This is a genomic window from Rhizobium sp. CFBP 8762, assembly GCF_014841565.1.
In the GTDB taxonomy this organism is placed as follows: domain Bacteria; phylum Pseudomonadota; class Alphaproteobacteria; order Rhizobiales; family Rhizobiaceae; genus CFBP-8762.
Map to the genome: position 1 here is coordinate 1 of NZ_JACYUD010000009.1, position 21,389 is coordinate 21,389.

Annotated in this window: 19 protein-coding genes and 1 pseudogene; 10 read left to right on the forward strand and 10 right to left on the reverse strand. The window is 56.0% G+C overall.

Annotated features, from left to right (window positions below; translation table 11 throughout):
- Nucleotides 1-398: 398 nt before the first annotated feature.
- From IFT84_RS18315 to IFT84_RS18335, 5 genes and pseudogenes are all read right to left on the reverse strand, one after another.
- A pseudogene (locus IFT84_RS18315) lies at nt 399-1,229 on the reverse strand (IS5 family transposase).
- Nucleotides 1,230-1,355: 126 nt separating this feature from the next.
- Nucleotides 1,356-1,697, reverse strand: coding sequence for a tRNA-binding protein (locus IFT84_RS18320; RefSeq protein WP_192122061.1), 342 nt, complete (start codon nt 1,695-1,697; stop codon nt 1,356-1,358).
- Nucleotides 1,694-2,509: a pyrroline-5-carboxylate reductase gene (gene proC / locus IFT84_RS18325; RefSeq protein WP_192122062.1), complete on the reverse strand. Its 816-nt coding sequence runs from the start codon at nt 2,507-2,509 to the stop codon at nt 1,694-1,696. Before proC ends, IFT84_RS18320 begins: the two co-directional genes overlap by 4 nt.
- Before the next feature lie 3 nt (nt 2,510-2,512).
- Nucleotides 2,513-3,013 carry a YbjN domain-containing protein gene (locus tag IFT84_RS18330; protein ID WP_192122063.1) on the reverse strand — a complete coding sequence of 167 codons (501 nt, stop codon included), beginning with the start codon at nt 3,011-3,013 and terminating at the stop codon, nt 2,513-2,515.
- A gap of 462 nt (nt 3,014-3,475) precedes the next feature.
- The gene (locus IFT84_RS18335) at nt 3,476-3,754 is read right to left on the reverse strand and encodes an accessory factor UbiK family protein (RefSeq protein WP_192122064.1); all 279 of its coding nucleotides are present in this window, start codon (nt 3,752-3,754) and stop codon (nt 3,476-3,478) included.
- 258 nt (nt 3,755-4,012) lie between these two features.
- Between IFT84_RS18335 and lgt the strand changes: the two genes are divergently transcribed.
- From lgt to IFT84_RS18365, 6 genes are all read left to right on the forward strand, one after another.
- Complete coding sequence (gene lgt, locus IFT84_RS18340) at nt 4,013-4,873, forward strand: prolipoprotein diacylglyceryl transferase (RefSeq protein WP_192122066.1); 861 nt, start codon at nt 4,013-4,015, stop codon at nt 4,871-4,873.
- On the forward strand, nt 4,870-5,973 hold the full coding sequence (locus IFT84_RS18345) for a class I SAM-dependent methyltransferase (RefSeq protein WP_342212895.1): 1,104 nt from the start codon (nt 4,870-4,872) through the stop codon (nt 5,971-5,973). Before lgt ends, IFT84_RS18345 begins: the two co-directional genes overlap by 4 nt.
- Nucleotides 5,974-6,003: 30 nt before the next feature.
- Entirely contained in the window at nt 6,004-6,783 is a 780-nt protein-coding gene (gene pgeF, locus IFT84_RS18350; protein WP_192122069.1) for a peptidoglycan editing factor PgeF, read from the forward strand.
- A 1-nt stretch (nt 6,784) separates the two neighbouring features.
- A complete protein-coding gene (locus IFT84_RS18355) occupies nt 6,785-7,936 on the forward strand; it encodes a M24 family metallopeptidase (RefSeq protein ID WP_192122070.1) in 1,152 nt (383 codons plus the stop codon).
- A 46-nt stretch (nt 7,937-7,982) separates the two neighbouring features.
- A complete protein-coding gene (locus tag IFT84_RS18360) occupies nt 7,983-8,843 on the forward strand; it encodes a hypothetical protein (protein WP_192122071.1) in 861 nt (286 codons plus the stop codon).
- A gap of 232 nt (nt 8,844-9,075) precedes the next feature.
- On the forward strand, nt 9,076-10,008 hold the full coding sequence (locus IFT84_RS18365) for a ribose-phosphate pyrophosphokinase (protein ID WP_192122072.1): 933 nt from the start codon (nt 9,076-9,078) through the stop codon (nt 10,006-10,008).
- A gap of 136 nt (nt 10,009-10,144) precedes the next feature.
- On the opposite strand, the gene IFT84_RS18370 is transcribed toward IFT84_RS18365, so the two are convergent.
- Complete coding sequence (locus IFT84_RS18370; protein ID WP_192122073.1) at nt 10,145-12,226, reverse strand: putative bifunctional diguanylate cyclase/phosphodiesterase; 2,082 nt, start codon at nt 12,224-12,226, stop codon at nt 10,145-10,147.
- Nucleotides 12,227-12,552: 326 nt separating this feature from the next.
- On the opposite strand from IFT84_RS18370, the gene IFT84_RS18375 reads away from it, so the two are divergent.
- The 4 genes from IFT84_RS18375 (at nt 12,553) to ychF (ending at nt 17,752) form a co-directional block, all read left to right on the forward strand.
- Complete coding sequence (locus IFT84_RS18375; protein WP_192122074.1) at nt 12,553-13,167, forward strand: 50S ribosomal protein L25/general stress protein Ctc; 615 nt, start codon at nt 12,553-12,555, stop codon at nt 13,165-13,167.
- A 218-nt stretch (nt 13,168-13,385) separates the two neighbouring features.
- Nucleotides 13,386-15,767: an EAL domain-containing protein gene (locus IFT84_RS18380; RefSeq protein WP_446737620.1), complete on the forward strand. Its 2,382-nt coding sequence runs from the start codon at nt 13,386-13,388 to the stop codon at nt 15,765-15,767.
- A gap of 77 nt (nt 15,768-15,844) precedes the next feature.
- Nucleotides 15,845-16,549, forward strand: a complete 705-nt coding sequence (gene pth / locus IFT84_RS18385; protein ID WP_192122075.1) for an aminoacyl-tRNA hydrolase — start codon at nt 15,845-15,847, stop codon at nt 16,547-16,549.
- 99 nt (nt 16,550-16,648) lie between these two features.
- Complete coding sequence (gene ychF / locus IFT84_RS18390) at nt 16,649-17,752, forward strand: redox-regulated ATPase YchF (protein WP_192122076.1); 1,104 nt, start codon at nt 16,649-16,651, stop codon at nt 17,750-17,752.
- 61 nt (nt 17,753-17,813) lie between these two features.
- Here the strand turns inward: ychF and IFT84_RS18395 are convergent, their stop codons facing one another.
- The 4 genes from IFT84_RS18395 to petA form a co-directional block, all read right to left on the reverse strand.
- Nucleotides 17,814-18,356 (reverse strand): adenine phosphoribosyltransferase, encoded by a 543-nt coding sequence (locus IFT84_RS18395; RefSeq protein ID WP_192122077.1) that lies wholly within the window; start codon nt 18,354-18,356, stop codon nt 17,814-17,816.
- Between the two features lie 129 nt (nt 18,357-18,485).
- Nucleotides 18,486-19,358 carry a cytochrome c1 gene (locus tag IFT84_RS18400; protein WP_192122252.1) on the reverse strand — a complete coding sequence of 291 codons (873 nt, stop codon included), beginning with the start codon at nt 19,356-19,358 and terminating at the stop codon, nt 18,486-18,488.
- A gap of 31 nt (nt 19,359-19,389) precedes the next feature.
- Nucleotides 19,390-20,679 (reverse strand): cytochrome b, encoded by a 1,290-nt coding sequence (locus tag IFT84_RS18405; protein WP_192122078.1) that lies wholly within the window; start codon nt 20,677-20,679, stop codon nt 19,390-19,392.
- Nucleotides 20,680-20,693: 14 nt separating this feature from the next.
- A complete protein-coding gene (gene petA / locus IFT84_RS18410) occupies nt 20,694-21,260 on the reverse strand; it encodes a ubiquinol-cytochrome c reductase iron-sulfur subunit (RefSeq protein WP_192122079.1) in 567 nt (188 codons plus the stop codon).
- Nucleotides 21,261-21,389 lie beyond the last annotated feature (129 nt).

Genomic DNA, 21,389 nt, shown 5'->3' on the forward strand with positions numbered 1-21,389 from the left:
ATCACATAAAATCTGATTTGGGAATCTGCCGCCGGAAGCTACTCAACTGACGACACGCCCTAGCAATTCCAACATATGTTATTTGGGGCGAAAGAGATATGTATCGTCCTGCGCAAAGTTGGGACATGGAAATTCCTAGCCTAGCGAAGGTGTATCTTGGGCGGGGGCACAATTTCTATAAATCGGAGGAGAATGGTCTCGATCCCGAGCTAGAAAGAGATATTTTAAGTTACGTAGCAAGTAAAGCCGAGTATTGATACGTTTACATGATCAAGCCGAGGGTTGATACAACCAAAAGTTAGAATTGTGAACGCCAATTATTATTTTTATCGTTCAACATATTAACGCAGGCGGAATTTAATTATACGGGAGGCCTAAGAGCCGGACTCAAAAAGGGTTCAACGATATCTATATCTTGCGAGGCTTCTTGTGAGCATTCGGATGTGAACGATCGTGATCCAAGCTTCTGCTGAAGCAACGGATTTTTCGAAGTCCTTTGCCAACCTACGGCATCGACCCAGCCATGCGAAGGTCCGCTCAACGACCCAGCGGCGCGGCAGGATTCGAACCCTTGGCCTTTTCCGAACGTTTGATGATTTCGAGTGTCCATTTCCCGATTTTCTGCAACCGCTTTTTCAGCTGGTCGCCCGCATAGCCGCCATCGGCGAAGATAAGAAGCAGCCATGGCCATCGGTTCCTGATGGATTTTAGGAGATCGGGAGCGCCGTCTCGATCCTGAATATCGGCACTGTACACGATGAGGCAGAATACCAGCCCAAGTGTATTTACGATGATGTGGCGCTTGCGGCCCTAGAATTTCTTGCACGCATCAAAGCCCCAGATACTGCCGCTTTCGGTTGTTTTGACGCTTTGGCTATCGACGGCACCGGCCGTCGGTAAGGCTTCTTTCCCCTCCAGTTCCCGCGCCTCCATGACGAGGTGATGGTTGATCCGTGACCAAAGGCCCATGGCCCGCCATTCATAGAAACACCGCTGAACGTCGGACAGGGAGGAAAGTCCCTGGGCAGCATCCGCCACTGACAACCCGTCGAGGCGATTTAGAGACGAGCTTTCACAACCTCCCGCAAATTGGTCTTGCGCGGCCGACCCAAACGCCGTGGCGCGGTCATGAACGCCGCAACAAATTCCCATTCGCAATCCGTAACGTCGCTTGCCTATCGCAGCGTCCGACGGACATAATTCCGCCGGGTGGTTTCCGTCCAGGCCATCATGCTCTCCGTCGAATCTTTGCAAATCCGAAGGAACCACAACTGACTGAAATTACTCATACCTTTTTAAGGCAGCCTCGAAGCATAATCTTACCAATTCTCGCTTTGCTCCGGTCGGATTATGCTCTAGAGAAGCTTCTGCCCGTTTGGAACGGTCTGTTCCACGGCTGCAAGCACAATAGCGCCAGCGCTATCTTCAAACCCCAGAGTCAAAACCTCGGAGCGTACCGGCCCGATCTGTCTTGGTGGAAAATTGACCACGCCCAGAACCTGTCGCCCGATCAGCGTTTCCGGGGAATAATGCACAGTGATCTGAGCAGATGACTTTTTGAGGCCGATCTCGGGCCCGAAATCAATCACCAGCTTGTAAGCCGGTTTACGGGCTTGCGGAAAAACTTCCGCCTCGACAATGGTGCCAACGCGGATATCGACCTTGGCAAAATCCTCGTAGGAAATCGGATCGCTCATCCCGCCAGTTCCTGTGCGCGTGTGCGTGCCGCCTCCAAAGCCGCATCGAAAATCGGCTGGATACCCTTGTCCGCCATCAGAACGGACAGGGCCGCCGCCGTAGTTCCCCCGGGAGACGTGACATTCTTGCGCAAGGTCGCCGCCTCATCGCTCGATTGGTGGAGCAGTTCGCCCGCACCCGCAACGGTTTCGCGCGCCAACCGCATGGCGAGTTCCGCCGGCAGACCAAGCTTGCGGCCAGCCTCGGCCATCACTTCCACGAGATAGAAAACATAGGCTGGACCGCTGCCGGACACAGCCGTAACAGAATCGATATCGGCTTCGCTGTCCACCCATTCAACCGGACCGCTGACGCGCAGCAATTGATCGACCGTCTGGCGTTGTGCCTCGCTCACGGCCGCATTGGCAAACGCGCCGGTCACGCCGCGTCCGATCATTGCGGGAGTATTGGGCATAGCCCGCACCATGGCAGCCTGCCCCAGATGCTGCTGCATGAACGCCAATGTCTTGCCAGCAGCAACGGAAACGATGACGGTGTTCGGCCCAACCAGACCTTTCAGCGGCGCAATCACGGCTTCCATGATCTGCGGCTTGACCGCCAGAAACAGTACGCCCGCCTTCAGGTCATCCGGAGCGTGGCGGACGTGACGTGCTCCATGCTCGGCGATCAAACCGGCCATGCTTTCCGACGGGCCGGGATCCAGCACCACGACAGATGCGCCGTCAATTCCACTTTTCAGCCAGCCGGACAGCATAGCGCCACCCATATTGCCAGCGCCTACCAGAACAATTGGATTGGACATGTCACTCATGGTTCACGCTTCGCCTACGGTTTCAAACAGCACCGCATCGACAGCGCGCTGCGCATCGAGACCCGACCAGACGACGAACTGAAACGCCTGATAATAGCATTCGCAAGCATCAAGGGCGCTGGAGAGCAGAACTTCCACCTGCTGGTTGGTCGGCTCGGCTCCGCCTGCGAGCAGCAGCGACTGGCGAAATATCACCACTTCTTCCTGCCGCCACAGGTCAAAATGCCCCATCAGCACCTGTCCGTTGATGTGCGACAACAGCCGGATGACCTCGTTTACGCGCGCTTCGGACACCTTGATATCAAATGCACAGGCCAGATGCAGGGCTTCGAACTCTTCCATCCACGAGAAGGACACGTGGTAGTCCGTCCACTTGCCCTCAACCGTCATGGCGATTTCGTCTTCGCCGGAGCGTTCAAACGACCAGTCATTATTGGCAGCAACAAATTCGATCATATCGACCGGATTTGACTGGCGTTGAAATCCCATTTCCATCAGGCTCATGCGTCACCTTCATGCCAGTGCAGCCATGCGCAATCGTGGCTTCACGACCATGCACACCAACACCGGACCAAACACTCGATGATTGCTGAATGCACCGCACCTCTAGCGGCAGAACCCTGCCCCGAACTTGCGTGATCCGTTTCGAATCATCATTTAAAATCAGTGTATAACGGTGGAGTCAGCGTGCCAGCCCCCTTAACTGAAAATTAAGGCGCCGGGTTGTGGACAGCCATTGGGAAAAAGATTCAAACAGGAGTCATAACCGACTCTGCCATAAGGCTTTTTTGACTGTGTCCACAGGTGGAAAACTTTTAGAAAAAAATTGGTTTGCAATATAAGGCAAAACGCGAATGACAAAAGCAAATCAATTGGTGCAACTTGACTCAAACTGACCGGGAGTCCGCGCTAAACCCCTGACACATAAGGAAAGGACGTGAAAGACAATCTCTCACGCCCCAAAATTCAAATGGTATCGGCACCTTCGGTCTGTGTGCCGCCGAGGCGGATTTCCAGCGCATCGATCCGCGCCTTCAGGGCATCGTTTTCATCGCGCGCCTTGATGGCCATTTCATGCACGGCATCGAATTCCTCACGCTTGACCAGATCCATGGAGTTCAGGAGGCGTTCCGCCTGCCCGCGAAACGCGGTCTCAACCTCACGGCGAACGCCCTGCGCGGCCCCGGCTGCATCCGTCATCAGCTTGGCGAAATCATCGAGTATGCGGTTTGTGCCCGTGGTCATGTGTCTGTCTCCAGTGTTGGTTGCTGTTGAGGTAGGGTTTCGCTTTGGGCGATGCAAGTGAAATTGCCTTTGAATTTACCGGGATTTCCGGGAATTGGACAGGCATTCGTCTTGACCCTGCCGAAATCGAGCGCCATGGTTCACGTGGCTGCAAGGTTCACGCTAGGATTCGCGTGCAAAATATGCAGTGATTTAAGTATGTTACGGCTCGCGTTCGTTTGCTTAACACGAGAACCGTAAATCGATTGGACCTGTCATTTGAACACCCTTGCAAATTCCATGGCAATTTTGCCGTTCCCCAATATCGATCCGGTGCTGTTTTCCATCGGTCCGGTGTCCGTTCACTGGTATGGGCTGGCCTATGTCGCGGGTATCCTGTTGGGCTGGCTGTATGCCAAACGCATTGCCGCCAACAATACCCTGTGGCGCAGCAACACATCGCCCATCACGCAACTGAACCTCGACGATTTTCTCTTGTGGGTGGCGCTTGGCATCGTTCTGGGCGGGCGCATCGGTTATGTGCTGTTCTACGATTTTCCCAACGTCGTCGAAAATCCACTTCGAATCTTCCAGATCTGGAACGGGGGCATGTCGTTTCACGGCGGGTTGCTCGGCACCATTCTTGCCATGGTTATCTTTGCGCGCAAACATAGCATTCCCCTGTGGAGCCTGTTTGACATTGTCGCCGCCGTCGTTCCCATCGGGCTATTTTGCGGGCGCATCGCCAATTTCATCAATGGTGAACTCTGGGGTAGAGTATCCGATGTGCCCTGGGCATTCGTGTTCCCCACGGGTGGGCCGTTTGCCCGCCACCCGAGCCAGTTGTATGAGGCCATTCTGGAAGGCATCGTCCTTTTTACCCTGCTCGCCATCATGATTTTCAAGATGCATTCGCTGAAAATGCCAGGGCTGGTCAGCGGCGTCTTCGTCAGCGTCTACGCCTTGTCACGAATTTTCGTCGAGTTCTTCCGGGAGCCGGATGCGCAAATCGGCTATCTCGCTGGCGGCTGGTTGACTATGGGCATGGTTCTTTCCATTCCCATGCTGGCCATTGGTCTTTGGGGCATATGGCGCGCGCGCCGCGCGGCAAGTGGTTTGAGCGGTGCGGTGCCGATGTGACGACGAAGCTTGAACACCATCTCCGCTCGCTGATCCGCACCACTGGACCCATCAGTGTTGCCGATTACTTCCATCTGTGTCTCTCCGATCCGCAATACGGATACTACAAGACGCATGATCCGTTTGGCGTGGATGGCGACTTCATAACCGCACCGGAAATCAGCCAGCTTTTTGGCGAAATGATCGGCATTTTTCTCGTTCATGCCTGGCAAAGCCATGGCGCTCCCGACAATCCGCATCTGGTGGAAATCGGTCCGGGCCGCGGCACGATGATGACCGATATTCTGCGCGTGATCCAGAAGCTGGCACCGGCACTCTATGGGCAGTTGCAGGTGCATCTGGTGGAATCCAGCGAGCGCTTGCAGAAGGTCCAAAGCCAGTCGGTTGTGGAACACAAGTTCAAGACCACATGGCACGACAGTCTGGAAACCGTGCCCGAAGGGTTTACGCTGGCGGTGGCGAACGAACTATTCGACGCCATCCCCATGCGCCAGTTTGTGGCAACCGGCCAAGGCTTTCGTGAGCGTATGGTCGCGCTGGATGAACAGGACAATCTGACCTTTGCCGCAGGCGTGGCAACGCTGGACCCCGTTTCATTGCCAACGGGCTACGACACTGCCCGCACCGGCTCGATCTTCGAACTGGCTCCGGCCCGCGACGCCATCATGCAGCAATTATCGGAGCGCATCCGTTCGTTTGGCGGTACAGCGCTCATCATTGACTATGGACATATGGCCACCAGTCTGGGTGATACACTGCAGGCCGTCTATCAGCACCAGTTCGATCCGCCTTTGGCCCACCCCGGCGACGCGGACCTGACAAGCCATGTGGATTTTGAGGCGCTGGCGCGTCGCGCACGTGCCACCGGCCTGCACATCAACGGCATTCTGCCGCAGGGCGATTTCCTTGTCATGCTCGGTCTGCTGGAGCGGGCCGCCGCCTTAGGCCGCAACAAGGATGCGGTCATTCAGGAAAGCATCCGCATGGATGTGGCGCGTCTGGCCGGTTCCGGCGAGGGTAAAATGGGCGAATTGTTCAAAGTGCTGGCGGTCAGCCATCCGGCTGTAGACCTTGTTCCGTTCAAGCTTCCACCTACTTAAGCCTCTCTTTGCAAACAAACGGAGCTTTGCATGTTGTCTCCCATCCAAAGCCTGTTGATGGCGGAGCTTGATATTCCTGGCATCCGGCATGGATTTTTCACGCGTCAGGGCGGCGTTTCGCATGGAATCTATGCAAGCCTGAATGTTGGCGTCGGCTCGAACGACGCCGCCGACCATGTGATGGAGAACCGCGCACGGGTTGCGGCATGGTTCCAATCCGGTCTTGAGCGGTTGGCAACGGTGCATCAGATCCACTCGCCGGATGTGGTCGTGGTCGATGACACCTATGACGGCACACGCCACAAAGCCGATGCGCTGGTAACAAAAACCCCGGGTTTGATTCTCGGCGCACTCAGCGCCGATTGCGGCCCGGTTTTGTTTGCCGATGCGAAGGCACACGTGATCGGCGCTGCCCATGCGGGCTGGAAGGGTGCGTTGAGCGGGGTGTTGGAAAACACCATTGATGCCATGGTCAGCCTCGGTGCGGACCGGGCTGCCATTCGCGCCTGCCTCGGGCCATCGATCAGCAAACGCAATTATGAAGTGGGGCCGGAGTTCGTATCGCGTTTTCTGGAAGCGGACACCCGGTCGCAATCATTCTTCTCACCGTCCCGTCAGCCGGGACATTCTATGTTCGATTTGCCCGGTTACACATGCGGGCGGTTGACAGCAGCCGGCATAACATCCGAAAACCTCGATCTGTGCACCTATGACGATGAGGAGCGTTTCTTCTCCTACAGGCGCACCACACACCGGGGTGAGCCCGATTACGGTCGGCAGATTTCGGCAATACAGATACTGGAGACTTGACATGGCCCTGCATTTTGAACCGGTGGAATATGCCGAACGCCTTGAACGCCTGACCGCCGCCATGAAGGCGGAAAAGCTCGATGCCCTGCTGCTGTTTGCGCAGGAAAGCATGTACTGGCTGACCGGTTACGACACGTTCGGCTACTGCTTCTTTCAAACGCTGGTGGTGAAAGCCGACGGCTCGATGACGCTTCTGACACGCTCGGCTGATTTGCGTCAGGCGCGGCATACGTCCAATATCGAGACTATTCAGGTCTGGGTGGATCGTGTGAACGCCGACCCAACAATGGACCTCAAGAACCTGCTGAGCGAACTCGATCTGCTTGGAATGCGCATCGGTATCGAATACGACACCCATGGCATGACCGGGCGTGTTGCGCGGCTGCTGGACCGGCAATTGTCAACCTTCGGCGAGTTGATCGATGCCTCCATGGTTGTCAGCAGTCTTCGGCTGATTAAAAGCCCCGCGGAACTCAAATATGTGGAACAGGCGGCAAGCCTTGCCGATGATGCACTGGATGCCGCCCTGCCACTGATCAGACCCGGTGGCAGCGAAGCGGATATTCTGGCGGCCATGCAAGGGGCGGTTTTCGCCGGTGGCGGCGATTACCCGGCCAACGAGTTCATCATCGGCTCAGGCGCGGATGCACTGCTGTGCCGCTACAAGGCCGGGCGGCGCACGCTCGACGCAAACGATCAATTGACACTGGAATGGGCGGGTGCCAGCGCCCATTATCATGCCGCCATGATGCGCACGATTGTGATCGGCGAACCCTCAAACCGCCATCGTGAACTCTACAGCGCCTGCCGGGAGGCCATTCAGGGCATTGAAATGGTTCTGCGTCCGGGCAACACGTTTGGCACAGTGTTTGACGTTCATGCCAAGATCATGGATGAGCGCGGCCTCGCCCGCCATCGTCTGAATGCCTGCGGCTACTCGCTTGGGGCACGGTTCTCGCCGTCATGGATGGAGCACCAGATGTTCCACCTCGGCAATACGCAGGCTATTGAGCCCGACATGTCGCTGTTCGTGCACATGATCATCATGGACTCGGAATCCGGAACCGCCATGACGCTCGGCCAGACCTACATCACTACAGAGGGTGCGCCCCGTGCTCTTTCGCGTTTTGGGCTGGATTTTATCGCAATATAGAATCCACTCATGAAACGTTAAGAAACCCTGCCGTATCCTAGCGAGCATGGAAAAGCTGACCTCGATTTTTACAGTCCTGGGTCTGGCCACAGGTCTTGCGGGCTGCAACAGCACAGACGCCCTGATGATACCGCCGATGGATGTCGGCGGTGGCACCTCCCGGTCGTCTCCCGTTACCACGGCTGATCTGGATGCGATGGAGCGCCAGCAGCCGGTGGTCTCCTATCAAACGACACCGGTTGCCACCCGAAATCTGGAACCGCCGAGCCAGACATCCGCCTTCGCTGCCGAAACTCCCGTCAGCACAGCGCAGACACAATTGGCTGCCGCCCAGACGGACTATCGTGACCCGCCCGGCTCGCTGGAGGCACAGGCGCGACAACTTGTCAGCAACAGCCGTGAACCTGTCCAAACGCCTGCGGGGCGCACAGGCGGGCAGATGCCACAACCTGAGGAAACCACTCAGGCTGAACCCCTGGACACACCCAGTCAACCGCAAGCGGCAACGGACACGGCGGCATTGTCCGCTGCGCCTTCTGTCAGCGGCACCATCCGCTTTCTGCCCATCATCGGCGCTCCGGTACAGTCCGTCACACCGCTGTCTCGCGAGCTTGGCGTCAAGGCACGCGCTAACGGCTTGAACATCAAAAGCTCGACGGACCAGACCACCGAACATATCCTGAAAGGCTATTTCTCAGCCTTCCCCGATGGTGGCAAAACGACCGTTACATTTGTCTGGGACGTGCTGGACAACAGCGGCAACCGCCTGCACCGCATTCAGGGTCAGGACAGCGTTGCCAATACGGCTGCCGACCCGTGGGCGGCGGTTCCGGCAGAAACCATGCAGCGGATCGGCGACAAAACCATTGCCGAATATATGACGTGGCGGGCCTCTCATCGCGGTTGAAATCGATTTTTTGTGGGATACAAACGGGTGACACGGGCAAGACGCTTGCATTCAGTTTCAACAACGCTAAAAGGCCAAAAGCTGAAGGCGGGTTTCATGCAAGACTCATGACGTGGCGCGCTGGACTGCACACTCAAAGTCGCTGCCGGGTTGCACGTGGACCTGGAAACGAACGAAATGTATCATGCGCGTTCGGCGGCCAACCCGCTGACGCAAGCACAGGCGGACCAACATGAAGGTTTTCGCAGGCAATTCGAACCGGCACCTCGCTGAATCGATCTGCACCTATCTCAATCTTCCCTTGGGCCGGGCCACGGTGCGGCGCTTTGCGGATCAGGAAATCTTTGTAGAAATTCAGGACAATGTCCGCGGTGAGGATGTTTTCGTCGTTCAGTCCACGTCATTCCCGACAAACGACCACCTGATGGAACTGCTGATCATGATCGACGCATTTCGTCGCTCGTCTGCCAGACGCATCACAGCCGTTCTACCCTATTTCGGTTATGCCCGGCAGGACCGCAAACCCGGACCACGCACGCCGATCTCCGCCAAGCTGGTCGCCAACCTTATTACCCATGCCGGCGCTGACCGCGTACTGACGCTGGATCTTCATGCAGGCCAGATACAGGGTTTCTTCGATATCCCGACCGACAACCTCTATGCCGTGCCGATTCTGGCGCGTGATATCAAGGAACACTACAATCTCGACAACGTCGTTGTCGTGTCGCCGGATGTCGGCGGCGTGGTGCGTGCGCGCTCCATGGCAAAGCGTCTGGATTGTCTGCTGGCAATTGTTGACAAACGACGCGACCGTCCCGGTGAATCCGAGGTTATGAACGTCATCGGGGACGTAGTGGGTAAGGACTGTCTTCTTCTTGACGACATCGTTGATTCCGGTGGCACACTCTGCAATGCCGCTGAGGCATTGTTGAAGAATGGCGCGACGAGCGTTACCGCCTATATTACACACGGCGTTCTGTCCGGCGGCGCTGTTGCCCGTGTTGCCTCCTCCAAATTGAAGGAACTGGTGATCACGGACTCGATCCAGCCGACAACAGCGGTCCAATCAGCGCCGAACATTCGCGTTATCTCGACGGCCAGCCTGCTTGGGGAAGCCATCAACCGCACATCGGCGGAAGAGTCGGTATCCAGCCTGTTCGATTGATGGAACGAGCCGTTAACGACCGTCGTAACCGGCCTCGCTTCATACTTGCCCTTGGGGTCGCAGCTTCATGTGCTAAATTCATCCGATTGTAGCAGGAAATTGGCATCAACGACGCAACATGTATCGAGGGTTGCCTTCAAATCGCGATTGCTTTGGGCAAGATGGAATAAGCCGTACTTTCAGTCTGCTTTTCCGCACTGCAGCCAACCAGCGGGCGCAGTTCTGATACGGGCGCGGGCTTACCGAACAGGTAGCCCTGAACCTCGTTGCAGCCCTCCCGGCACAAAAACTGCATCTGTGCCGTCGTTTCCACGCCTTCGGCCAACACCGGCACATCCAGACTTTGGGCCAGAATCAGCGTTGAACGAACGATAGCCGCAGACTGGCGATTGGTCGTAACATCCTTGATAAAGGCACGGTCGATCTTGATCTTGTCGAACGGGAAGCTTTGCAGCGTCGATAAGGACGAGTAGCCCGTACCGTAATCGTCCATGGCGATGCTGACGCCCAGCGCTTTGATTTGGCGCATAATGTGCAGCGCATGGCGTTGATCGCCCAGCAGTCCGGACTCGGTGATCTCCACCTCCAGCCGCGAAGCAGGCAATCCGGTTTCCTTCAATACCTGTGCGATACGTTGCGGCAATGTCGGGTCCGACAACTGGCTGGGCGCAACGTTCACCGCAATTTTCAGCGGTACTGTCCAGCTTGCTGCCTCCAGACAGGCGGTGCGCAGAACCCAGTTGCCGATCTCGTTGATATAGCCCGTCCTCTCCGCAATTCCGATGAACTCATAGGGCGACACGAAGCCGCGCACCGGATGACGCCAGCGCAACAACACTTCCAACCCGGTGACAACGCTGTTGATTGCGCTGTTCTGACGTTGATAATAAAGTTCGAATTCACCCCGTTCGATTGCGTAACGCATGTCCAGCGCCAACACGCTGCGGTCCCGCGTCACGTCATCCATAGATGCATCATAGAACTGGATGGGTGAATGCTCTTTCGATTTCGCTCGGTGAAGCGCCAGATCGGCCTTGGCCAGCAGCTCCTCTTTCGTGCCGCCGTCCGAGGGAAACAGGGCAATTCCAACGGCTGCATTAACCTGCAGAGAGAGCCCTTCCCACTCCGTCGGCCTTGATATTTCCTCGAGAACACGCGCTGCCAATGTCTTGACTTCGTTGCGGGACAAAAAATTGACCGTAACGCCTGCGAATTCGTCAGCGCTCATCCGCGCGACGAACTCGTTCTCGCCGAAAACAAGGGACATGCGCTGGCCAATATCCCGCAGGACGGCATCACCAGCGGCATGGCCATGCACTTCGTTGACTTCCTTGAAGCGATCAAGGTTGAACAGAAGTACAGCCACCCGCCCCGTCGTATCGCCATGCCGCCGCAGCAGGCTGCGGACATGGTCGCGAAACCCCGACCGGTTTGCGAGGCCGGTCAGCGGGTCTGCTGCAGACAGACGCAGAACATTCTCCTGCGCTGTGCGGCTGGAACTGGCGTCGATGGAATAGGTCGCCACACCGAGCGACAACATCATGGCCGTAATGGTGATAACCAGCACCAGCAGGCTGCTGGAGGGTATGGTTGTCTCGATTTGCGCCACGTAATCTCCCGGCAGAGGCGTCATCGCGCCCATGCCCAGAAAATGCGTGAAGAGAATGGCAAGGCACAGTCCCACCGCCCCTCCATGCTTGCAAAAGCGGGTGACCGGCCGCGCAACACGGTTGGTCGCAATCATGCCGAATACCACACCGAAAATAACCGACAAGGCGACCAGACGGTAGTCCCATTGAATAGCGCCGGAGAACTGATAGGCCGCAATACCCAAATAATGCATCACCGCAATGCCGAGGCCGATGACAGCGCCGCCCAGTTCCACCGTAAAGCCCGCTTTGGGCAGAGCGGTTATCAGCAGGCCGGTCAACGTCACGGCGATGGCAGCCAGCAGGGACAGCAGGATGAGAATGGGATCGTATCCATGTTCCTGCAAGGCACTGTATCCCAGCATACAGACCACATGCGTGGTCCAGATCGCCGAACCGCCAATCATGGCCGCTAGAAACACCCAGTTGGCTTTTTCCAGGCGGGTTGACCGTTTGGCGCGCACAAACAACCGCATGCACAACACACAACCAAAAGTGCAGATCAAGGTCGCCAGTGCGAGCAACCAGAGATTATGATGCATGCCAATATGGCTCAATAATTGATACATGAATATTCCGAGACAAAAATAGACGGTGCTTGCAACACCGAGCAAACTTAACAAGAAAGTGGAAATATTTATCTAACGATAAAGACGTGAAACGTTGACCTCACTGTCTCTATCTCCGTCGACTTCTACTGAGTTGCAATACGAAGGTTTCTGGGATATGGACCACCAGTCCACGTAGACACCCTTGGAGGCAACGTGGATGGGGTGCCAGTCGCCCCCGTATTTCATCGGTTCACCGATAGAAATGCGCTCCACATTTAAGAAAAGACGCGGACGTTTTAAAGGGCACAGTCCTTTACGCCGTGCTAACGTTGAAAGGAAATGCCGTGAGCCACGATACATACGAGCTCAAGGCCGAAAAACGCGAACGGGTTGGTAAGGGGTCCTCCCGCGAATTGCGTCGCAACGGTCTTATTCCTGCAGTCATCTACGGTGACAAGCAGGAGCCTATCGCCATTACATTGCCGTCCAAGGACGTTACGCTGAAGATTCACGCCGGTGGTTTCATGACCACGGTTGCCACCATCGATGTTGGCGGCGAGAAAATTCGCGTTCTGCCGAAGGATTACCAGCTGGATCCAGTGCGTGACTTCACCATGCACGTCGATTTCCTGCGCGTATCCAAGGACAGCCAGGTAACGGTTGCTGTTCCCGTTCACTTCATCAACGATGAAAAGTCCCCCGGCATCAAGGCTGGTGGCGTGCTGAACATCGTTCGCCATGATGTTGAAATGTCCTGCAGCGCCGATGCCATTCCAGAGTTTCTGACAGTTGACCTGTCGGGCCTGAAGGTTGGCGACACTGTGCACATTTCGCATGTGACCCTACCTGCTGGCGCTACCCCAATTATTACGGATCGCGATTTCACCATCGCTACCATTGCTGTTCCTGCAGCTGGTGTCAGCGAAGAAGAAACCGAGACTGCACCCGAAGCCGAGTAAGCTTTTCGGCTCTACCCTCTGGCTATTCAAAAGCCCGCTTCATGAACCATGGAGCGGGCTTTTCTGTGCAAAAACGAAAGGTTCAATCTTTCTTAAATTCGAACTTCAACATAAGTTAATTCTTTTATGGTGTAGGTGTATGCGCTAGAGATAGGCCCGGGCGGCAGACACGAGACATAAATGCATATTCCGCTTGAACGTTGCCGCAGAGGGCCAGCATGAAAATGCATTCGATTGAGCACCGTTTCGTTGCCATCGTCTGCGGCGCCGTGGTCCTGTTTGTTGCACCGCTGTTCGTTCTGTTTCTCTCGTTATCCTCGGAGCGGGTGGCGCGCGAGCAGCTCTCCTATACGAGGGTGATTTTGACTGCCAATGCGCAGGCGCTGGGCAAACCACTTTGGGATTTCGACAAGGCCAGCGCACGACGCATCGCCGAAACCATGCTGGATGCCAAGAACGTCGCAGGCGTATCCATCTCGGGGCTGGCCAACACGTTCAAGATTCAGATACCGCCGGATGAGCCCGTTGGTGTCGACAAGACCAAGACGAAGCTGTCTGCCGATATCATCTACAATTCTGCCACTGGCGAGCAGAAAGTCGGTACGCTGACCATTCGGGTGGACACACCAGGCATGTTCGCACGCTTCGGGCGCGACGAAATCAGCATCCTCATTATTCTGCTTATGGCTGTCGGTATTGTTTTTGCCGCCGCAATTGTTGGTAACCGCTTTACCATCATCAGGCCGTTGCTCCACTTGACGGAAGCGATCAAGGCCACGCGTCAGCTTGGCTCCCGCCGTCACGTCAACTGGTTCTCCAACGACGAGATGGGCACGCTGGCTGCAAACTTCAACGATATGCAGAGCCAGCTGGAGGCGGAGGAGCGCCAGTTGCAACGCGCCCATCAGCGTGCAACCGATATCTACAATCGAACACCCGCCATGCTCTACTCGCTCAATCGGGAGAATGAGTTGATTGCAGTGAGTGATTACTGGCTGGAAGCAACGGGCTATACGCGCGAGGCCGTTATCGGCAAGGATTTCACGGACTTCATCAGCACGGATTCGCGCCGCGAGTATCAGGGCCGGAAGATACGGGATCGTCCGGGCGATCATCCTGCCGAAGTCACGGTCCAGTTCATTCGAGCGGACGGATCGGAAATGTCGGTGCTGATACTGGAGACCCACACCCATGGTGTGGTGGAGGATGGACAGATTTCCTTGTCGGTCATGACCGATGTAAGCGAGCTGAAAAAAGCGGAGCTGCGCAATCATCGCCAAGCCATTACCGATCACCTGACCGGACTGCTCAATCGGCAGGGATTTGAATCGGTCCTCAATAAAACCATCGAACAGGTCGACCAGTCCGGGCTGCAACTGGCCTGCGTTTTCATTGATCTCGATCGTTTCAAGTGGATCAACGATACCTTCGGTCATGCCTCCGGCGATGCCGTCCTGCGCGAGACCGTGCATCGTATCAAGGAAATCACATCATCACTCGATCCCATGTCGCGGTTGGGCGGTGATGAATTTGCCATTCTGATCGCCGATACGCAGGCAGAGCATCTGGCACTCGATCTGGGCAAGCGTATTGCTCAAACATTGGCTGAGCCTATCATGGTACAGAATACGGAGGTTTCCGTCAGTGCCAGTATCGGAGTTGCGCTCTACCCCGAACATGCCCGCAACGCCGCGGAATTGTTACAAAAGTCGGATATGGCGATGTATGCGCGCAAGCGCGACAAGAAAAACGGAACTCAACTGTTTTCGCCTGATATCGTCGACATGGCGCGTGAGCGCCATGAAATTGAACAGTGTATTGAACAGGGGTTGCGGGACGACTGGTTCGACGCCGCGTTGCAGCCCATTGTCAGCCTGAGCGACGGTCATGTTATCGGCTTCGAGGCACTGATGCGTCTCACTCACCCGGAAAAAGGCAGTCTGTCGGCAGCAAAGGTCATCGGTGTCGCAGAAGAAAACAATGCAATCGTGCGCATTGGCGACTGCATGATCGAAAAGTCGATTGCCCATTTGCAGCGGGTCTCTACCCTGCCGGGAATGCGACCGACCTATCTCGCCATCAACTTTTCGCCGCTGCAACTGGATGTGACACTGCCAACCAAAGTTGGCCGCTTGCTGGCCCATTATGAAATCGACGCTTCCCGCATCGTGGTGGAGATCACGGAAGCGGTGCTCATGCTCGACAATCCTGAGATCTTGCGGACACTCAACGCCTTGATCCGCATTGGCTGCCGGATTGCGCTCGATGATTTCGGCACGGGCTATTCATCTCTCAGCTACCTCAACCGTTTCCCGGTCAACATCGTCAAGGTCGATCAGTCCTTTGTCCGCTCGCTCGTCAATGAAGCACCCGATGTGCGCCGCAAAAGCCGCATGCTGGTCAAAGGTATCAAGACCATATCCCACCAGATGGGCTATACTGTCGTCGCCGAAGGGATTGAAACCCACGAGCAATGGGGCCAGTTGAAAAAGATGGGGCTCGATAGCGGTCAGGGATACCTGTTCAGCAGGCCCCAGCACATTGACGACCTGATGGTCTTGCTGCAAGGCAACCCGGATTACCGACTAGCCAAGGTTTAACCCGCTGTCATCGCGTTCAAAACATGGTATGGAGCGGCCAAACGGGGCTAAAGGCTCCTCCAATTGATGGACCCATCATGCGCATTATCGCGGGCCTGGGAAATCCAGGCAGCAAATATTCGGGCAACCGGCACAATATCGGTTTCATGGCGGTGGACGCTATCCAGAACCATGCCGGTTTTTCACCGTGGTCAAAAAAATTCAAGGCAGACGTCTCCGAGGGTGAGTTGAGCGGCGAAAAAGTGCTGCTGGTCAAACCACAGACCTTCATGAACCTTTCTGGCGAATCCGTTGGCGACGCCATGCGGTTCTACAAATGCGCGCCCGGCGACATTCTTGTGATTTACGACGAACTGGACCTGGCCCCGGGCAAACCCCGCCTTAAAATCGGTGGCGGACATGGTGGCCATAACGGTATCAAATCCATCGACGTCCATTGTGGTAAAGATTACAGGCGCTTAAGGCTCGGCATTGGCCATCCCGGCAACAAGGAACTGGTCAACAATCATGTGCTAGGGGATTTTGCTAAATCCGACAAGGTCTGGCTGGAGCCACTGCTCGATGCGATTGCCGGGAATGCCGAACTGCTGATACACCCCAAGGATGAATCCTCATTCCTGAACAAGCTTGCCTTGGCAACCGGGGTCAAGCCTGCGGTGGACAAGCCGAACGTGGCGAAATCGCATATCCATGCGGCGCGCAACCATGCGCAGCCTGCAAAACTGCCCGCCACCGGGCCGATGGCTGATATGCTGAAAAAGCTGTTTGGCGGCGACAAATAACCGGCAGATAAACGGATTTAACGCGGGGGTCTTGACCTTGCCCTGCCCTATCCCCCATAGCCACTGCAACATTTGTCAAAAGAATACGGACCATCTCCCATGGGCTTTAAATGCGGTATCGTCGGACTTCCCAATGTCGGCAAGTCCACCCTGTTCAACGCGCTGACCAAAACAGCAGCGGCGCAAGCAGCCAACTATCCGTTTTGCACGATTGAACCCAACACCGGCGAAGTGGCCGTGCCGGACCCACGCATGCGCGCATTGGCCGATGTGGCAAAGTCGAAAGAAATTATACCGACCCGGATCTCGTTCGTCGATATCGCCGGTCTGGTGCGCGGCGCGTCCAAGGGCGAAGGTCTGGGCAACCAGTTCCTTGCCAATATCCGCGAAGTGGATGCCGTTGTGCATGTGCTGCGGTGTTTTGAAGATGACGACATCACCCATGTGGAAGGCCGTATCAACCCGGTGGCCGATGCGGAGACCATCGAAACGGAACTGATGCTATCAGACCTTGAAAGCCTTGAGCGCCGCACCGAGCAGACACGCAAGCGTGCAGCCAGCAAGGACAAGGAAAGCCTCAGTGTGCTGCCCGTCATGGATGCGTCGCTGAAGCTGTTGCAAGAGGGCAAGCCGGTTCGCACACTGTTGCCAACGCTGGATGCTGAAGAAAAAGCCATCCTCTCCGCGCTTAACCTTCTGACCTCCAAGCCGGTTCTCTACGTTTGCAACGTGGCAGAGGCCGATGCGGTAGATGGCAATGAACATACCAGAGCTGTCGCCGAGATGGCCAAAGCACAGGGTGCGCAGAGCGTCATTATCTCCGCTGCCATCGAGGCCGATGTGGCGCAGCTTTCCGACGAGGAGTCCAAAGAGTTTCTAAGCGCTCTTGGGCTGGAGGAGGCTGGTCTTGATCGCCTGATCCGTGCTGGCTACGCGCTTCTGGATCTGATCACCTACTTTACCGTTGGCCCGAAGGAAACGCGCGCTTGGACGATCGCACGCGGCACCAAGGCCCCAGCGGCTGCGGGCGTCATCCATTCGGATTTCGAACGCGGCTTCATCCGCGCCAACACGATTGCCTATGCCGATTATATCGCGCTGAACGGCGAAGTTGGCGCGAAAGACGCCGGCAAAGCACGCGATGAAGGCAAGGAATATGTCGTGCAGGATGGTGATGTGATTCACTTCCGCTTCAATACATAATCCAACTGAAAAGGGCGCATCCAAACTGGAAGCGCCCTTTTTTAATGACCCCTCGCAAGGCTTAGTGACCGGAGAAGGTCACCAGTGTTTTCACATCCACGCCCAGCGCTTCCAGTTTGGCCCGTCCGCCGAGATCGGGCAGATCGATGACGAAGCAGGCGGATACCACATCAGCGCCCATCTGGCGCAGCAGCTTCACGGCACCTTCCGCCGTGCCGCCGGTCGCAATCAGGTCGTCCACCAGAATGACCTTTTCACCCGGCGTGATCGCATCACGGTGCATTTCCATTTCGTCCACGCCATATTCCAGGCTGTAGGCCACACGCACGATATCGTGGGGAAGCTTGCCTTTCTTGCGGATCGGCACGAAGCCCGCCGAAAGCTGGTGCGCAATCGCGCCGCCCAGAATAAAGCCGCGCGCTTCGATGCCAGCAACCTTGTCCACTTTCAATCCGGCAAAAGGATGAACGAGTTCATCCACCGCCCGGCGAAAGGCACGAGGATTACCCAGAAGCGTGGTGATATCGCGAAACATGATACCGGGCTTCGGATAGTCCGCAATGTTACGGATCGCGGCAATCAATTCCTGTTCGACGGTGGACATGGTTCTTTTTTCCTCGAGCATGACAGTAAAGCAGAGTCGCTTTTACGTGAGCATAATGCGTAAGACAAACACCTAAGCCATAAAAAAGGCGGCCAAGAAGGCCGCCTTCAGAAGCTTGGGCACCGATTATTAGTGTTCCTTGCTCGCATAGACAGATTTCTTCGTCAGGTAAATCAGCCCGGTGAAGATGACAAGGAAAACCAGCACCATGAAACCCGTGCGCTTGCGCGCTTCCAGATGCGGCTCCGCCGCCCACATCATGAACGCGGAAACGTCCTTGGCATACTGATCCAGCGTTGCGGGTGCACCATCATCATAGGTCACCTGCCCGTCTGTAATTGGCTGCGCCATGGCAAGCGCGGCAGCCGAGATGAAGTACGGATTGTAGTGTGTGCCTTCCGCCACTTCATGGCCGGCTGGAGGCTCCTGATAGCCTGTTAACAGCGAGTAGATGTAATCCGGTCCACCCTCCTGATATTGTGTGAAAATGTCGAAGACAAACAGGGGAAAGCCGCGCTCCACGCCACGTGCCTTGGCAAGCAGTGAGAAGTCCGGCGGAACCGCGCCGTTGTTGGATGCAGCCGCTGCTTCCTTGTTCGCAAAGGGCGATGGGAAGTGATCCGATGGCACGGACTTGCGCATGAACATTTCGCCGTCCGCATTCGGCCCGTCCTGCGTTTCGTAATTGGCCGCAAACGCCTTCACCTGATTTTCCGAATAGCCGAGATCGCTCAAGGAGCGGAACGACACCAGATTCATCGAGTGACAGGCGGAACAGACTTCGGTGTACACTTTCAGGCCACGCTGCAGCTGGCCCTTATCGTATTTGCCGAACGGCCCAGCGAAAGACCAATCCACATTCTTGGGCTTGTGGATCGGGTAATGCGGCGTTGCGTGCTCTTCTCCGGCGGGTGCTGCCTCGCCCTCGGCGGCGGCAACTGCCCCCATACCGAGACAGCTTATGAGCGCCAGAGAAAGGAGGCTTTTGGCAAGCTTATTCATCATTTTGCTTTCCTTGATCCGATGCTCGTCTTCACGCAATCGTCGCGGCCGGAGTGTCAGCGGGCTTGAGACCATTGCGCTTTTCCAGCACAGCCTCGGTGATGGAATTGGGGATACGCCGTGGCGTTTCCAGAAGTCCGAGAACGGGCATGATGACCAGGAAAAACCCGAAGTAATACAAGGTGCCGAACTGCGCCATCAGCGTGTAGGTATCCGTCGGCTGACGGGAACCGAGCCAACCGAGCAGAATGGCATTGGCCACAAACAGCCAGTAGAACAGCTTGTACCATGGACGATACACGGCGGAACGCACCTTCGACGTATCCAGCCATGGAACGAAAAACAGCACGATGATGGACCCGAACATGGCCAAAACACCGCCAAGCTTGGAATCGATCGGGCCAATGTTGAAGGTCACGGCGCGCAGCATGGCGTAGAATGGCAGATAGTACCATTCCGGCACGATATGAGCCGGAGTTTTCAGCGCATCCGCCGGAATATAGTTATCCGGATGGCCGAGATAGTTGGGCATGTAGAAGATGAACCACGCGTAAGCGATAAGGAAGACGGAAACGCCCAGGGCATCTTTCAACGTCGCGTATGGCGTAAACGGCACGGTGTCCGTCTTGGTCTTGATCTCAACGCCTGTCGGGTTGGTTTGCCCACTGACATGCAGCGCCCAGATATGCAGAACGACAACGCCTGCAATCATGAACGGCAGCAGATAGTGCAGCGAGAAGAAGCGGTTCAGGGTTGGATTGTCCACCGCAAAGCCACCGAGCAGAAGCTGCTGAATTGGTTCGCCGATACCGGGGAAAGCCGTGAAGAAGCCGGTGATAACCGTGGCACCCCAGAACGACATCTGCCCCCACGGCAGCACATAACCCATAAAGCCGGTTGCCATCATCAGAAGGTAGATGACCACGCCTAGAATCCAGAGGATTTCACGGGGCGCCTTGTACGAGCCGTAGTAAAGCCCACGCGCAATGTGCAGATACACGGCGATGAAGAAGAAGGATGCGCCGTTGGCGTGCATGTAGCGCAAAAGCCAACCGTTGTTGACATCGCGCATGATCTTTTCGACCGAGTTGAACGCAACATTGGTTTCAGCCGCGTAATGCATGGCCAGCACGATACCCGTCAGCATCTGCACAATCAGCATCACCGACAGCATGGCGCCGAAGGTATAGGCATAGTTCAGGTTGCGGGGAACGGGGTAGGAGATGAAGCTGTCATGCACCATACGCGGCAGGGGCAGACGTGTATCCACCCACTTTTCGATGCCACTTTTGGGATTATAGGTTGAATGTTCACTGCTCATTAGGTTGTCTCCCCTCAACCGATCTTGATCACTGTATCGGACACGAACGAGAAGGTCGGCACGGGAAGATTTTCCGGTGCGGGACCTTTGCGAATGCGGCCCGCCGTATCGTAATGCGAGCCATGGCAGGGACAGAACCAGCCGCCGAAGTCACCGGCCTGGCCCAGCGGCACGCAGCCGAGATGGGTGCAGGACCCGATCATCACGATCCAGTTTTCCTTGCCCTGTCCGGCCGAGCGGTCAATGTCGGTCGCCTGTGCGTCCGGTGCAACATTGGCGTTGCGCGCGACAGGGTCTTTCAGGTCTGTCAGGGGAACGGCGTTGGCTTCTTCGATTTCCTTGGCCGTACGGTTGCGGATGAAGATTGGCTTGCCGCGCCATTTCGCAGTCAGTGACATGCCCGGCTGCAAGCTGGAAACGTCTATCTCGATGGAGGCAAGTGCCAGCGTCGAGGCATCCGGTCGCATCTGGTCAATAAAGGGCCAGGCGACAGCGACAGCGCCGACAGCGCCCGCCATTCCCGTCGTCAGATATAGAAAATCGCGGCGCGTGGGCTCGCGCATCGTTTCGTGTTCGCTCACAGCTGGTCCATCCTCTGCGCAACATTACAAATTACCTTTTGTCAAAATCCGGAAAACAGCCAAAAAATTGCCATATATCCTCCGGGCAATGGCTCAATTTCTATGCTTGATCGTATTTTATGTCCAGTG